A 16,412-nucleotide genomic window follows, 5' to 3' on the forward strand; every position below is an offset into this window, starting at 1 on the left:
CTGACTTCCATACAACGCTCAAGTAACTGTCCGTAACTATCCATCGATCAAAGTGGCAAACATTACGGGCAATAGCTCAGTGACGTGGACTTAGCTCCATTAGACATAAATTGTGGCTAAGTTTGCGACTCACTGTTTAGCTGAATTGAATAATTTATGTCCTTATAAATTTACATATTACTGTCATGTGCTATAGATATATTATGCGCTCACCTAGATATACACGCAAGCAACCCAGTCTGTCTGTTGCAGACCTAAGAGTCATCAAAATAACATAATTCAAACATTGAAAAATAAAATTAATATTATTAAAAACAAAGCAGTATGCGTTAACATACTGCTTATTTGAAACCTATAACTAATATTTAAAGGTTACGATTTATACGTCAAAAACCTTGTGAAATAACAAAAATCTACATCATTCTTGTAGCTGCTTATGCAAAATCCTTCGCAACGTCAAAATGGTCTGCGGATTGGTCTGGATACTATGACCGCCATTGATAATTGTTTCAGACGCAGCACCATCGAGATGGGCACTATTATAAGGAACGATACCATCTGACAAACGCTCGGTCAGTGCTTGACTGATATCATCATTGACTGTCACAGCAGCAACAAGCGGCTCGGGGGGTAACTGTGATGTCTCAGTATTGTCACTCACATCAACGCTTGCCGTTTCATTTCCAGCATTGTCTTCTACCGCTTGAGACAAATCAATCTTGGCACCGTTTGGTTGCGTTTGTGCCAGTCCTTTAGTGATATCGGCATCGTTATTGGCAATGATCGAATGGTAAGAGATACGCTCATTCATAGTGATGTCTTTGGTTAACTCTATAAAAGAAGACTTATCACTTAACTGGCTGGCACCATTTTGCAAATATAACGCGCCTAGTGGGTTTTGTGCCAAATCGCCTTGAGTGGCAATAGTCGCTAAGTTATCAGTGAATGTCTTGACCAGACCTACGGGTAAGTAAACGATACGGCGTAGCGCACGGGTAAACCAACGATCTGCATAATCGGTACCACGGAAAGGTGCAGATAGAAAAACAGCGGTGTCTACTTGCGGCAACGCCTGTAGCTCAAAACGCTCCTTTAACTGATCTTCGCCAAAAGACGTTTTGAGCGCGTTACGGATTTGCTGTTTCTCATTACTAGAAAGGATATCTTTGTCATTAAGTTTATCTAAATCATCGACTAAATTTTCATCAGATAGCATCATACGAGCGATAATGGCACCCATACTATGACTGATAATCACACTGTTTTGACTGGCACGATTTTGTCCATTGGGATCAGTCTGCTGGTAGGTGCTGTTGATTAACTGCTGAATCTGATAACGATTTTCTAAAATAGGCAGATTGGTTGGATAGAATATCTGCCAAACTTGGTAATTGTCACGCAGCTTGTCATCATTAAGAATATCGTTGGTCAGATTGACCCATGTGGCCGGACTAGAAGCCAGCCCGTGCAACATAATCAACACGCGTTTATCAGGATCATAAGGCTCAAGCATGAAGAGTTTGGGCAGCTGAGCATCTGGTTGGCGCGTAATCAAGTTTAAATAACCTACGCCATCTAACTGGTTCTCTGATAGCCATAAGCCATATCCTGCCGAAAAGTTGGCTGCTAGTGGGTAGTCATCGTTGAGAATGTTGACGGATTCAGTTTGGTACGGATTGTATAAATGAATATCAAGTTTACGACTGCTCAGCGCGTCTAATACGCTATCACCGTCTGGTTTAATCAGACCCGTTAATAACAGATGTCCCGTCGGATAAATACGAGAGCTTGGCTCGCTGTCGTCCGTATTTTTATCCTCATTTGTTAGACGACCAGATAAGGAGGCGACCAATAATTGACGGATTGTGGTGGTGTAGCGATCATCCAACGATGCTACCAAACTGATGCCCAAACCAGGGCGCTTACTCACGGAATTGAGACCGGAGAGTCGCAGCTCATAAGTAGATGATAAGTCTGCCAGAGCAGACGTTTGTTTATGAGCATTTTGCAGATAGTTGTTTTCATTGGGCAAATAAATATCAAGGTTATAGTTATCTACTGTCACTTTCATGACTTTGACTTGGTCTGTCGCTTTGCCCTTTATCGGTGGTCGATTGGCAATCGCTGCTTCATCCGTGTTGTCACGCTTGGTAGAGGTTATTGGCAGATATTCTACAGTCGTATCACCCATCAATTTATTGGCATTTTCAGTCGATTGATAGATTTGAGTAATAACGTCATTGCTAGCAGCGTTATAAATATCTTGGGTTTGGATATCATTGTCATTCGGAATACGGTTTTGCGCACGATGGCTATTGCTATTTTGCTCTGCACCTTCAAAGTCATGGGTCAAACTGTCATAAAACAGATAGGTGTAGCTGTATTTGACGGCATCAAATAACCTTGCTTGATAATCGGTTAAACACAGGTCGGTTTCTTTTTGCTGTATTTTTGAATCCTCATCACTTAAGGGGGCGTTGGCGTAATACGGATCAAGTGGCGGGCGTGCAAGTGCATTACGACAGTTTTTTGAGTCAGATAGTTGACGCGCTTTTGCATAGTGCAGTTCTGTAAAAATAGCTAAGGCAGGCCGATAGTGCCTGTTAAGCATACTGTCAGAGAGCTGAGTCAAGCATAAGTCAAATTGCTGCATACAGGCTTGTTCATTCAGTCCTGCTGATAATAAAGCAGATGCTGTATCGCTGCTTAATGCGTTGTCAGTGACAATATTGCCACGCTGCGCTGAGATGGTCTTGGCCGAGGCTTGTTTATCTACCGTCACTGTACTACATGCTGGTAGCAATACTGCTGCCGCCAAAAGCATAAGTGAAGTAATGGGCAGAGTTTTTTTATTAGTATGCATTATTGTCTGTTTGCCAAGGCCAGTGAAAGTCATATGTCAGTCCAATAAACGGTAGTTATGAGAGTATGAGTAATGAAAGTAGCAATTGATAATGAGTGTAGCGCAACTTTTGGCGTTAGACTATTCATTTGCAACTCTACAAAAGCGTGTTTTAAAACGAATGAGTTTCTGTTAGTCGAAAAAAAGCGCTTTTGTCTTATAGATATAAAACAAAAGCGCTTGGTATTTAAAGCTTAGATTATTTATTAGATATTTGACCTAGTGAAGGTTTTATTAAACAAATATCTTATGAATCAAACCCTAAATAGCTAAGCCCAACAAGTACAAAATTTCTAAGCACCTGGTTTTACGCTAATATCAGGGGCAGGGATATCCCAAATGTAGAATTTGCCTTCTTCAACAAGTTTGATTTGTTGAGGAATAACAGTATTGTTAGGGTATTGCCCTTCAAGACGACGTAGGCGCTCTAACGCATTAGCACGGCGGTCACTAAGTAGATCTGACTGTGCCAAGCTTTGTTCTGCTTCGGTGTACCCTAGAGCGACAGCGCGATCTAGATACTTTTGACCTTCTTTGAAACCGCCACCTTCTGATAGCATCATGCCGTATAGGAAGTTAGCCTCACCACTATCAGGTTGCAGCTTGATAGCGCGATCGACATACTGACCACCACGTACCGTGTAGTCTGAACCCAAATCTAGATTGCGACCCATGCCGTTTAGCTTAGCGGCACGAAGCAACACATCATAAGAAGCATTTGGCGACTTAGCATACGGTTCGATCCAATCAGCCAATACTTTGATTTTTTCACGTGTGTAATGGCGCTGTGAGCGGTTAGGAAAGTTTGGTGGATAGTGACGCGCATTAGGGGATACATCAGCGATGAAGTCATCTAGTAAGCTGACATCAAGCTTATCAGTACCTAGCCCTTTTTGTTGTGGAATCAGTACGGTTTTGACAAAGCTCATGTCTGAGAGCTGTACTTGCGGTGTAGGAATATTCGGAAGTTGTCCGCTACGCAAGTCGATACCGGTAGCTGTCATTGGACCAGGCTCATAAACGCGAGTAGTGCCGTTCATGACAGGTGCAGCAGCAGGCGACATCATTTGTGGTGTTTGAGGTTGAGCAGTGCTAACAGATGCGTTGTTTTGCAGAGTGCCGCTTAGTTGCATGTTAGTTGTTTGCGCATTAGTCGGCTGGCTGTTGCTCGCAGGTGTTGCTGGCAAGCTTGTTTGAGCGGCATTGGCTTGAGCAGGACTGATAGCTGCATTAGGACGAGCAAGACGAATCACACGTTTGCTTGAGTCCATCGCACTAGGTACAGCCGTTGCGGTGGCATCAGTTTCTGCAGCGTTCACAGGTGCAGATAATAGCATGGCACAGGTTGCAGCCATGACGGTCAACGTTGCAAACTTTGATGACTTAATAGAGTGGCTACTAGAGAGAATCGCTTTCATAAAAATCGTTACCTTGTTTAATTTATTTGGTTGTTATTCATTGATTGGACGGTAATATAAATAGCGCATTGCTGCAAAATCGTACAAATTTTTAATACCGTAGCAAATTAAGCTTTATGCTATCTGTGGTAGGATTGTTAATCGCTAGGATTAAGCAAGCCTACGTAAACCTGTGCAGCTATTAATTAGTAAGAAAATCGACAACAGCAGCTAACCACAGTACCTGTAACCATAAGCTATAAATGATAAGCGGTATCTTTCATACGATTTGCCATCCATCGCATGGTACGACGTACTGGAGGAGATAAAGCAGCGCCGCCGCTTGCAAGTGCTAGCTCACGATGGTGCAGCTCCTCTTTATCCATTTGTGCCAATATTTCTTTTGAGCGCTGATCATGTTCAGGTAACTGCTTGATATGATCCTGTAGATGCTCGCTGACCTGAGCTTCTGTCTCCGCTACAAACCCTAGACTAAACTCATTTGAGATCGCGCCTGCGACTGCACCGAGTCCAAAAGACATACCGTACCAAAGCGGCGTAAATACGCTGGCATGGCTACCAAGTTCGCTTAGACGAGTCTCGCACCAGACCAAATGATCGACTTCTTCTTCGGCGGATTGTTGCATGGCTTGTTTGACACCATTATCTTTCGCGGCAAACGCTTGGCCATGGTATAGACCTTGCGCACATACTTCACCTGTATGATTAATACGCATAAGACCTGAGACGTGCCGCGCCTCTGTGATGGTCAGCTCAGGAATCTCATCGCTACTGACGGGCAACGGACGCGTGCTTGGATTGGAATGTGGCACGACAGCTCGTAATGCCTTATCTACCCCAAGTAACAACTGGTCAATTTTAGATAAAGGACGCAGGGTCATAACTCACTCCTGATGGTGTTAAAAACTGTCAATAAAATAAAGTGTGTTACCGTCTAAATGCAACGGCATAATACGTATTACTATAACAAACAATCCAAATTATCGGCTCGAATATTACTGTCTAGATAGCTCATAAATAATCTATAGATAGTGGGCAAACTACTATAGCTATCATAACTACGAAACCATCAGCGCAACATTAGACTGTATTTATGGAGCCAAACTTATTTACGGCGCCATACCATCGTTGGTTTGGATAATGGCATGCTTAATATGTTTATTCAGTTTGATGTATAAAAATGCACCAAACACTATATTCAATAGCCCTGTCACCAAAAATAGCTGCGGTAGCGTAAACCCTAAGACGTTTAAGATAACAATCGCAAAAATCGCTGAGGTAACCATAAATATCGCGTTAAAAATATTATTCGCGCCAACAATACGTGCTCGATGACTCTTAGGTGCGTAGGCTTGCATAGAAGCATATAGCGGTACGATGTACAAACCACCACTAAACCCTAATAAAAATAAATCTGCAAACACCCTCCAGCTACCACTTATATTAAACAAGTCGCCGATGCCAAGTAATGTGTCATTATTCACATTTATATCTAAACCTGAAAGTGAAAAATACAAATCAATAGCAAAGATACTTAATCCAGCAATACCGAAAGGTAATAGACGCAAGCTGACTTTGTTTTTGGTCAGTGTTTTGCACAGTACCGAACCGATTGATACACCAACAGAAAATAATGTGAGCAAGAAAATAACGACTGACTCATCACCAAGCAAAATCACCTTGCTGAACTCTGGCACTTGGGTCAAAAACGTCGCCCCATAAAACCAAAACCAGCTGTTGCCAAGAATGATAAAGAACAAAAAAGGCAGAGAGTATAAGTAACGTACAGTGGCTAAGCTGGTGGTAATAATATTCCAGTTAATCTTTAGGTCAGGCTGCATCGCTGGCATATTAGGGATATAGCGTGCAGCTAAATATCCCAAAACAGCGACAACCAACACCGTGGCACTAATCCAATACAGGGATTGTGATAGCTGAGTCAAAATACCAGCGACAATCATACCGACTAAAATAGCCAGCGAAGTACCCATCTGAAAAAGGCCGTTGGCGCCGACCAACTCATCTTCTTTCATCGCTTGCGGCAGATAAGCGTATTTGATCGGTCCAAAGAAAGTCGAATGTGTGCCCATCAAAAACAACGCGACAAATAGCAGTGCATACCATTCAAAGACAAAGCCTACCGCGGCAACTGCCATAATGACCAGCTCAAGGAGTTTGATAAACTGCGTGAGCTTTGATTTTTCATACTTATCAGCAATCTGTCCTGCCAAAGCAGAAAACAAAAAATAGGGCAGGATGAATAACATGGCGGCCAAGTTATTAAGGATACTGACCTCTACGCCCAATTTACTGGCGGCAGTATAAGTGAGCACCAGTATGAGCGCCTGCTTAAAAATATTGTCATTAAATGCGCCCAAAAACTGGGTGAAAAACATAGCGCTAAAACGACGGCGCTTGAATAACTGAAACTGGTTGGACATGGACATTCCTACAGATAAATCGCGACTGATAGAGAAAATAGCGGCGCTGAACGACAATTTTTTTATGATAATAATCGTAAATTTTATTAAAAACTATATCAAGATATAGCATAGGTTTTATCAATATTAAGCCGTATAATAGCAAGGCTTCGGTGAAAATACATGCAGTCAATGCTATGATTCGATATTTAACTAAGTTATGATTTATAAATTTTATGTGATTACGTTTTAGGGTATAAATAGTAGTGAAAACAAAGGCTACTACTCATCAACACTATCTATAAACTAGTAGCCTTCTCTAAACTAGTAGGCCTACAAGGCGATAGACACACAGTGCTAAAGCCGACACTATAGATAACCAGTCACGAAATGAAAGTAGTAAACCATTAATTGCAGATAACTGCTATAAGTTTATTCACCGGTCAGACTTGACGATCGTTATCGTTGATAAGATTGTGCCGCGTGAGCTGATAGGACGTAAAGATGATAAAGCAGCCTTCAACTCGAGCATGCAAGGGTCTAATGATGCAGCGTGACACAGCCATAATCCAAAACGATAGTAATAATCCAAGTACATATCCAGCAGCGCCGCGTAAAAATTTCAGACGCTCTGCACTGTGCACTGCGCTTGCGACCAGTTTGTTCGGTATAGCACCTGCGGCAATGGCAGATACCATCAATAATGTAAACGATACCGCTATCACTAACTCATCTGCTACTGACCAAACTGATAGCAATCAAACGCTTAGTAAGCAGAATAAAAGTAGTCAAGCCGCGAATGACCAAGCGTCTATCAAGCAATCAGCTACATTATCCGATGACGATACTCAGCTAGATATAGCTCTAGATGCACTACGTCTAAAAAAAGCAGTGGAACAAGGCATCATCGATCAGTCAGTATTGGACGACTATAGCGAACAGAGCTTGGGCATTAAGAAACCTAACTTGACAAAGTCAGGATCTAAAAACTCGACGAAGCAAAATGCCAATGCTCAAAACGTATCTTCTCAAAACAATAACTCTCAAGATCTAGAAACTTTCACTGATAGTCCAAGTACTTCATATAATCCAAACAATGCTCAATCAATCGATTCTAATGATGACCTGTTGCAACAAGCAACCGAGATTCAGCAGCAAGGCTATCAAATGATGACCCCTGAGCAGATCGATCGTGAGCTAGCGGCAATGGATGCGCAGAATGCTCAAGATATTGATAGTATCAATATCAGTAATAACGACAGTGACTTTGATGCGCCAATCGCTACGTTAGATGACACAACATCGCCAATTGGTCTAGATACAGAGCTAGATGCAACAAACTTGCCAGCACCCAACAACCTTGATACGTTGGGTAGAAGTGAAACAACGCAAGAACAGGCGATCGCAGCTGAAGGGATGTCACGTCCGATTGAGGTAAGTGGCGCTGTCAGCAATGAAGATGTCGTTAGCAACGAAGCTACTGTTAAGAATGAAAATGGCCTGACGACTGATGATAGTAGTGATGAGGTGATAGCTGGTACGAATGTGCCTGCCAATGTAGAAGGTACGACAATGGACATTATCAATCCTAATGACTATCTACCAGATTATCAGAATGATACTCAGGCCGTTGATCAAAGTATCGAACAAGCCAATAGACCACGGCCACGCGCACGCAATAGAGGTAATATCGTGACGCGTCTCTACAATCGCTTTTTTAATGACGGTGGCGTGGTGGCTTTGCCAAATGTAGAAACCACTATTTATCTAGAGCAAGTATCCGCTGAAGACTCTCCTATCGGTAAGGCTCAACTGATTGAAGCTGACAATGACATTCAGCCAATGAAAAACATTAAAGCAGCACTGGATGACACTTCCGTTCAGTCGGTTATTGACTTTACTGCGGCATTGCCACGTTTGCGTGAGACGGCACAGAATGCTGCTAAAGCTGTTGGTTACTACGAGGTTGAGCTGCGTCTGACCCAACCTGACCGCGATACAGTCAATGTGGTGATTGAAGAGCTGGGCGAGCCGGTACTGGTAGATAGCCGTATTATTGAGATTCGCGGTGAGGGCAGTGAGCAAGAAGAGTTTGCAGCGCTTGAGGCAGACTTGCCACCGCAAGAAGGTGATATTTTTAATCATCGTGTCTATAAGAGCAGTAAAGCGGCTTTAGAGGCCTTGAGCAATACCTACGGGTATTTTGACCAGTACTGGCTGAACAAATCTGTTGATATCATCTTGCCGGACAATAAAGCAGATGTCTCGTTGGTTTATAACACGGGTGATCGTTACGAGTTTGACGATGTGGTGTTTTTTACCTACGACAAAGAAACCAATACGCTGACCCAAGACCCCGACAAGCTACCAGTAGAGCTTTCATTGTTACAACAGCTCTATGGCTTTACGCTGGGTGAGCCGTTTTATCGTCCAGCAGTCACGAAGTTCAGTAATGACCTATCGGCAACTCGTTACTTTAATACGGTCAACGTCGAGTCGATACTACCACCAACTGATAGTAGTGAAGCTGGTACCTTGGCGTTTGACAATGCTGCTACCGAGGGTAACGGCACATTAGATGACGATATTAATAATGTGGACAATGATGGCGTCGCAGATCTGAGTAGCAATGATGGTGCAGCCGCCTCAAATGTGACTGCTAGTAAAGAAGATACGGTCAATGATAATAGCGACATAGGTGCAGAGAGCGATAATGCTCTGAGTGCTAACAGTGGCGAAACGGTCAATGAAGCGGATATCGCTGCTATTGATTTTGAGGCTGATGAAGCCACCCTTGATAAGCTGCAAGCCATCAGACAAAAAGCAGAACGATTAAGCCGCTTGCCGAATGACCGGGTGCTTGATGAAAAAGATCAGGAAGCTGATAATTTATTGGGCAAAATCAGTGACTCAATCAGTAATGTCGCACAAAAGATATTCCCTGACGAAAAGAGTCTGATCGCTGACGAAAACTTTGTACCGCCAACGCTAGCAGGACGTAAAACGCCGCAAGACGTTGCAGAAAGCAAAAAAGTACCTTTATATGTGTTTGTATATGCGGACAAACCACGTGACGCTCAAGTTGGTCTGGGTTATGGAACAGATACAGGCGTTCGCGCCACCGCAAAAATAGACTACAACCTGCTCAATCGCCAAGGCTATCAAGCAGGTGCAGAAACAGAAGTATCGAGAATTAGCAAAAACGTGGCTGTTTATGCCAGTCGACCATGGAAGCACCCGCTCAATGATAAGTTAGATGGGCGTTTGACTTATGAAGAGGAAGTGATTGACCAAGGTGAAGGTAACTTTGATCTATCAACCACAACACTAAAAGCGGCTTTGGCACGTAATATCCGTAGTGATACTGGATGGAACCGTAGCTACTCTGTGCGTTACCGCTTGGATGAGCTTGAGACGGGGGTTGATGGGGCAGCACTAGATGATCTGCCTATCCGCTTTACCTCTTCAAGTCCGAAACAGCGCGCGCTGCTATTTGGCTATGGTATGAATAAAACAGATACTGACAACGCTACCAACCCAACGCAGGGCATGCGCCAGTACTACTCAATCGAGGCTGGCACTGATAGCGCATTCAGTGATACCGATATGGCGATTATTCGCGCAGGCGTTAGTGGTATCTATAGCTTTGGCGAAGACAAAAAGCATCAAGTATTAGGTAGTGCTAATGCCGGTTATATCTGGGCGGATGATTTTTACGATGTGCCTTATAAATTGCGTTTCTTCGCAGGTGGCGATCAGAGTATCCGCGGTTATGATTACGAGAGCTTGTCACCATTAGACAAAGGCTATCTAACGGGCGGGCAGGTGCTAGCGGTCGGTAGTGCTGAGTATAATTATGAATTTAAACCAGGTTTCCGTGGCGCATTCTTTACTGATGTCGGTAATGCCTATGATAAAGATTTTGACACTGAGACAAAAGTCGGCGTTGGTGTCGGTATCCGCTGGGCATCGCCTGTAGGAATGGTGCGTGTCGATGTGGCTGCTGGCGTGACAGAGGAAAGCATTCCTGTACGACTGCACTTCTTTATTGGTTCACCGTTATAATCGCTTAATGTAGTAGTTCCAACTGTTTAGTAGCTCCAAATGTTCTAATCATTACTTATCGTACCGATTGCTGGTCTTCATTTTTTAACGTAGTTGAGTGTCATGCTGACAGAAAATACCCCGCCTAATAATGCTCCAGATGAAGATCCAGCACAGCGTGATGCCCGTGCCGTTAGGCGTTGGTATCCGTTGTCATTTCTGCTCAAACTTCTGGTATTGATGCTTATCGTACTAGCAATTATGTTCGCCATATTCTTTTATGCGGCAGGGACTGACGCTGGTACGAAGTTTATATTAGAAAAAATTAGTGTTGAAACCGGTATTGATTTCAAATACGGACGCGGTAACTTGCGCGATGGCATTTGGGTCACTGATATCGATATTGAAGCGACTGAAGATCTTGAGATATTGGTAGATAAGGCCTATGTAAAAATAGGCTGGCGTGCAGTATTTGCAAAAGAAGTGCATTTAAGCGATGCAGACATCCAGACCATAGAGATTATCAATAAGAAACCGCCTACTGGTGAACCGTTCGATTATAAAACCTTAAAGTTGCCAGTAAACTTGCGTTTTGACCAAGCAAAAATTAAGAAAATTACTTATAAGCAAGTAACCAAAGATCCTATCATTATTCAAGATATTACGGCACGTGATCTAACGTGGGTAGGTAGTACGGTGACCGTTGGCCGCGGTGATTTGCAGTATGCTGATATCGTGAAAGTCAGTGCCTTACAAGGAGAGATCGACCTACAGGGCGACTATCCACTAGATTTGAGTGCGATTGCGGAAGTCAGCGCCCTTGAAAAAGCCTATATCGACCCATTGAATATCTCTGCAACGGGAACGCTCAAACGGACTGTCGGTAAAGTACGCAGTCGTTATAACGATAGCGATGTGAAAGGCGACTTTGTAGTACAAGGGTTAGATGCGGGTGCGCCGTTTGATGCAAAACTACAGTGGGATGATATTCTTATCCCTTACGCCGATAGCCAAAACATTCGCCTACAAAGCGGTACAGCCACAGCTTCTGGTGTCATCTCTGAGATACGATTGCGTATCAATACTGAATTGACCGCCAAAGACATTCCATCAGGTCATTACCAAGGCCGCGCCGTTATTGCCAACAGTCAGCTACGTATAGATCGCTTGGACGCTGACGTGCCAGCGGGACGTTTGGCGTTACAAGGTATTTTAGATTGGAAAGACAACTTTGAGGCCACAGTGCGTGCGACGGGTAGCAACTTTGATATTCGCCAAGCTATTCCGGATGAATATACTGACTTCAAAGCTTATGCGCCGCAAACTCTAAACGGTAGACTGTCACTGCGTTATCAGCAGCAGAATGCCACTGGTAACACGCAGATTGATGCAGATTTGCGTCAGCGTGATGGTGAGCATATCAATGCGAATATGGTTCGCGGTAAAACCTCTGCCAAATCTAAGCAAGTTGCGCCTTGGTATATTGATGCTAACTGGAAAAACCTAACCCGCCGTAACGTACCCAATATTGGCAATATCGACAGTCCTAGTGGGCAGGCGGACGTCATCGTTCGTGGTTCGACCCTATCAGTCGATGCCAATGCCGTTATCAATGAGCTCAATGCTGCCCCCAAGGGCAACTATGATCTACGTATACGTAAGGCTGGTGATGTCATAGATATCAATCGTCTTAATTATAACGGCATAGTAGGAGACTTATCCGGTACAGGACAGATTCAGTTGGCGAGCAACCAGCGTCCACTGACATGGCAGATTGATGCCAGTACTAAAGGTCTACTCCCTAAGAAATATCGTAGCGATTTACCGCTTGAGCGCCTAACAGGTAGTATAAGCGCGCGTGGTCGACTGTTAAACATCACCAAAAATGGTGTCAGCGGTCAACGTCATGTGATTACTTTAAACAATACCGATATGCAAGCGCAGCTCGATGCGACGCAAGCGGATCGTGCTATCGGTATCACTGGTGCTGGTGATGCCAGTGTCGATATCGTAGGTGGTGAGCTGTCAGTATTTGATGCGCGTTTTGATGGTCGGATTGATACAGCAGATGTACCGCAGGGACGTTTATCTATCGATGCTGCGGGTACGCCAAAGCTGATTAGTATTCGTAAGCTGAACTATAAGGGTGAAGCGGGCGCAGTTGATGCGAAAGGGGTTATCGACTTACGTAAAAATATCGGCTGGAATATAGATGGTCGTTTTGATCAGTTCAACTTGGGTTATTTTTTACCCAATAATCCAGCGATAATCACAGGCGATCTAAAAACCAGTGGCGAGTGGCAAAATGCGCCAAAAAACAGCAAAAACACCGCAGGTACCTTGCAGCGCTTTGCCGTAAATTTTAACGGCATACTGGATGCCGAGCAATTGCCAGCAGGTAAGCTAAATATAGAAGCCAGTGGTGACAGTCAGCTGATACGTATCAATCGTTTCCGTCATGTGGGTGCGGCAGGTAGTATTGATGCCAGCGGTACCGTTGACGTGCGTCAAGGCGTTGCGTGGGATATTAACGCGGTGATGGATCGTTTTAATATTGGTTATTTCCTAAAAGATACCCCAAGCCTTATCACTGGTACGATTGATACAGATGGCCGCTGGAGTGACACGCAGCAGATTGTCAATATTAAACAAGTCAATCTAAATGGCATGCTAAAAGGGCAGCAACTGAGTGCCAAAGGCAGCCTATCAGCGAAGATGCGTTTGCCTAAAGATTTAGCAAGTTATTTTAAACAGCTTCAGACCCAAGATGCCCAAGCACAATATAAGCAAGTGAATGCTTTGATTGATAGCCTAAATGCTAATAATCTGGTGCTACGTTGGGGTGATAATTACGTCACGGCTAACGGCAATGCCAAACAGTTACAAACCAAAATTAACATCACCAGTCTAGATCAGCTGTCTAGCCAATTAGCTGGTAAAGTCACTGGAGGTGCCACGCTGTCTCAACCAGCTGGACAAGCACTGCCTACTATTTATATTGATTTGGTCGGTGAGCGACTTGCGCTACCTGGCTTTATATTGCGTCAAGGCCGTGTACGCGGCAAGCTGGTCAACTTGGCCAATAGCCCAAGTCAGTTAATCGTGACGGCTGAAGGCCTAGATGCTGCTGGTCAAAGTTTCGATAGCGTTAAAGCGTCTTTTAATGGGACCGAAAAATCTCATGTGGTCGATCTAAATGTGGCCAATAAGCAACTCGATGTCGGTGCTAGGCTAAAAGGTGGTTTTGATAGAGACAGACTAAGTTGGTCAGGTGTCATTGGAAAAGGCCGCATTAAATCTAAATATGCGACTTTGAATCAATTGCAACCTGCACAGCTGATTGTGAATTTACCTTACAACCAAGGTGGTGAGAATCGTGATCTAAAAGTACAGCTTGCCGCTCACTGCTGGCAGGCCACGGATCAAACAGGCAAGCTTTGTCTACGTGAAAAACTAGTAGCATCGCCGGACCAAGGCGAAGTCAATGTAGCGTTGCAGAATTTAGATACGTCGTTATTCTCAGTGTTCTTGCCAGAAGATATTGACTGGAATGGCAAGATTAATGGTAAAGCAATCGTCGGATGGCAACGTGGTCGTCCGCCAACCATTAATACCACGCTATACTCAGACAATGGCAAGATTGGCCTTGTTCAAGATGGCGAGAGTACATCAATGACTTTGCCATACAAACGTGTCTCTCTCATTGCTCTGTCTGTGCCTGAGGGTATCAAGCTGCGTACTGATATCAATACTGGGCGCGGTGCGCGTGGCTATGCTGAGGTGATCGTCGATCCTTATAAAGACCCTAAACCAATTTCTGGTGCACTGGTGCTGAACGAGCTTGATCTTGCGATATTTAAGCCTTTCTTCCCTGGTATGCGCGTCCTAAGAGGTAACGTTACAATGGCGGGTGGCCTAGGCGGCACTTTAACCAAACCGCAGTTCTATGGCGATGTAAAACTCTCTGATGGCCGTATAGCCATGCTTGATTTGCCAGTAAATCTGTCCAAAGTAAATGCGGCAGCCAAAATCCGCGGCACGCAAGCGACCATTGATGGCACATTCAATAGTGGTACAGGTGAAGGCGAATTGTCAGGGACAGTCAATTGGCAGCAAAAACTGCAGGCCAAGCTGAGTATTGTCGGTGAAGGCCTAGTCATCACTCAACCACCACTACTGGTTGCTGAAATTGACCCTGATATCGATATTATCGTGCGTCCAGGCGATCGTTATGTCGATATAAAAGGGGCGATTAGTGTGCCGTCTGCGACCATTCGTCCGCCTGAAGCCAGCGAAGATATCATCACTCAAACCGAAGATGCAGTCGTACTAGATCGTCGTTTGATTGGTAATATCGATGAAGTACTGGCTATCTCAAAACCTTGGTCAATCAATGCTGATATCGGTGTTGATTTGGGCGATGATATCAACTTCCGTGGTTTTGGCGCCGTCATTCCATTGGCAGGTGCGATTAGTGTGACTCAGAATGGTACAGGTATCATGCGTGCCAGAGGTGTTGTGCAGGTCTCACGCCGCACCAATATCAATGCCTTTGGACAAAGCCTAGAGCTGAATTATGGTCAAGTTCGTTTCAATGGTGACGTGATGAAACCGAGTCTGAGTATTGAAGCGGCCAAAACGATTAATGGCAAAACAGTCGGTCTGCGTGTCCAAGGAACGACCGAAAGTCCCAATATTATCGTCTTTAACAATGCAGGACTGACCCAGCAGCAAGCCATGAATGCGTTGGTGACAGGTCGCATCGATAATAAGAGCGCGACACAAATTAGTGAGCAAGGGTTTAAATCGCAAGTGACCAATAATCTGGCCGCCGCTGGATTGAGCTTTGGTCTGAGTGGCACTCGTAGCCTGACCAATCAAATCGGGCAAGCGTTTGGCTTGCAAAGTCTGACAGTCGATGCCTCAGGTAGTAGCGAGGACACCAATGTCAACGTCACAGGTTACGTCACCCCTGATTTATACATTCGCTATGGTGTGGGTGTTTTCAATGCGCAAAATAGCCTTTCTGTTCGTTATCAATTGACGCGCCGCATCTATGTAGAAGCAAGCTCAGCAGCGGAGAATGCAGTAGATGTGGTCTATAGTTGGCAGTTCTAAATTGTTTATTAATAAGACGACTGCTTTTTAATTGATGTCAGCTGAGAGCGCTTTTGAAATTGTTTTTAAGTTGTATAACCTATAAAAAAACGCCTCATAATGAAGGCGTTTTTTTATAGAAGTATTGAGAAAAGTGTCACTGAAATAGACGTTACTTGGTTAGAATCAAGCGATTGTTGCGAGTTAGGCGTAGTCGATACTCTTCGCCTTCATGCTCGATACGTACCTCTTTGGTTAGTGCAAATAGATGTTGTGATTGCAAAGTAGGTAGACGGTTTTCACGACAGTTTAAATAACGAGAGATAACCATGCTCATAGTAAATTCCTTTTGAAAAAAAGTGGCTTAAAAAATTGGCTAACCATAGCGTAATTGTTTTTAACGATAATAATTATCATTTAGATTTGATAAATTTGCAAGGCAATTGATAAAATAAAATGCAGTTATTATGTAAACTTATCTAAGTTTACTGTCATAAAATATCTCAGTTCAATATTTTATCTATATAAATT

At 43.8% G+C, this 16,412-nt stretch carries 7 protein-coding genes; 2 read left to right on the forward strand and 5 right to left on the reverse strand.

What is annotated here, in order from left to right:
- Positions 1-418: 418 nt before the first annotated feature.
- The 4 genes from JMY00_RS05560 to JMY00_RS05575 all read right to left on the reverse strand — a co-directional run bounded on the left by JMY00_RS05560 (position 419) and on the right by JMY00_RS05575 (position 6,761).
- Entirely contained in the window at positions 419-2,896 is a 2,478-nt protein-coding gene (locus JMY00_RS05560; RefSeq protein ID WP_240990664.1) for an alpha/beta hydrolase, read from the reverse strand.
- 299 nt (positions 2,897-3,195) lie between these two features.
- A complete protein-coding gene (locus tag JMY00_RS05565; RefSeq protein WP_201579417.1) occupies positions 3,196-4,320 on the reverse strand; it encodes a hypothetical protein in 1,125 nt (374 codons plus the stop codon).
- Between the two features lie 236 nt (positions 4,321-4,556).
- On the reverse strand, positions 4,557-5,195 hold the full coding sequence (coq7, locus tag JMY00_RS05570; RefSeq protein ID WP_201579428.1) for a 2-polyprenyl-3-methyl-6-methoxy-1,4-benzoquinone monooxygenase: 639 nt from the start codon (positions 5,193-5,195) through the stop codon (positions 4,557-4,559).
- A gap of 234 nt (positions 5,196-5,429) precedes the next feature.
- The gene (locus JMY00_RS05575; RefSeq protein ID WP_201579418.1) at positions 5,430-6,761 is read right to left on the reverse strand and encodes an MFS transporter; all 1,332 of its coding nucleotides are present in this window, start codon (positions 6,759-6,761) and stop codon (positions 5,430-5,432) included.
- A gap of 483 nt (positions 6,762-7,244) precedes the next feature.
- Here JMY00_RS05575 and JMY00_RS05580 point away from each other — a divergent pair, with 483 nt between their 5' ends.
- Together JMY00_RS05580 and JMY00_RS05585 are read left to right on the forward strand one after the other, a co-directional pair.
- Complete coding sequence (locus tag JMY00_RS05580; protein ID WP_201579419.1) at positions 7,245-10,805, forward strand: BamA/TamA family outer membrane protein; 3,561 nt, start codon at positions 7,245-7,247, stop codon at positions 10,803-10,805.
- A gap of 102 nt (positions 10,806-10,907) precedes the next feature.
- On the forward strand, positions 10,908-15,902 hold the full coding sequence (locus JMY00_RS05585) for a translocation/assembly module TamB domain-containing protein (RefSeq protein WP_201579420.1): 4,995 nt from the start codon (positions 10,908-10,910) through the stop codon (positions 15,900-15,902).
- Positions 15,903-16,053: 151 nt separating this feature from the next.
- On the opposite strand, the gene JMY00_RS05590 is transcribed toward JMY00_RS05585, so the two are convergent.
- A complete protein-coding gene (locus tag JMY00_RS05590) occupies positions 16,054-16,218 on the reverse strand; it encodes a hemin uptake protein HemP (protein ID WP_010200173.1) in 165 nt (54 codons plus the stop codon).
- Positions 16,219-16,412: the final 194 nt, after the last annotated feature.

The organism is Psychrobacter sp. Pi2-52 (assembly GCF_904846705.1).
In the GTDB taxonomy this organism is placed as follows: Bacteria; Pseudomonadota; Gammaproteobacteria; order Pseudomonadales; family Moraxellaceae; genus Psychrobacter.

What these genes read in the sequence shown, in the direction of transcription:
- JMY00_RS05560 (WP_240990664.1), bottom strand. Translation starts at nt 2,896, where the DNA reads ATGACTTTCACTGGCCTTGGCAAACAGACAATAATGCATACTAATAAA.
- JMY00_RS05565 (WP_201579417.1), bottom strand. Translation starts at nt 4,320, where the DNA reads ATGAAAGCGATTCTCTCTAGTAGCCACTCTATTAAGTCATCAAAGTTT.
- JMY00_RS05575 (WP_201579418.1), bottom strand. Translation starts at nt 6,761, where the DNA reads ATGTCCAACCAGTTTCAGTTATTCAAGCGCCGTCGTTTTAGCGCTATG.
- JMY00_RS05580 (WP_201579419.1), top strand. Translation starts at nt 7,245, where the DNA reads ATGATAAAGCAGCCTTCAACTCGAGCATGCAAGGGTCTAATGATGCAG.
- JMY00_RS05585 (WP_201579420.1), top strand. Translation starts at nt 10,908, where the DNA reads ATGCTGACAGAAAATACCCCGCCTAATAATGCTCCAGATGAAGATCCA.
- JMY00_RS05590 (WP_010200173.1), bottom strand. Translation starts at nt 16,218, where the DNA reads ATGAGCATGGTTATCTCTCGTTATTTAAACTGTCGTGAAAACCGTCTA.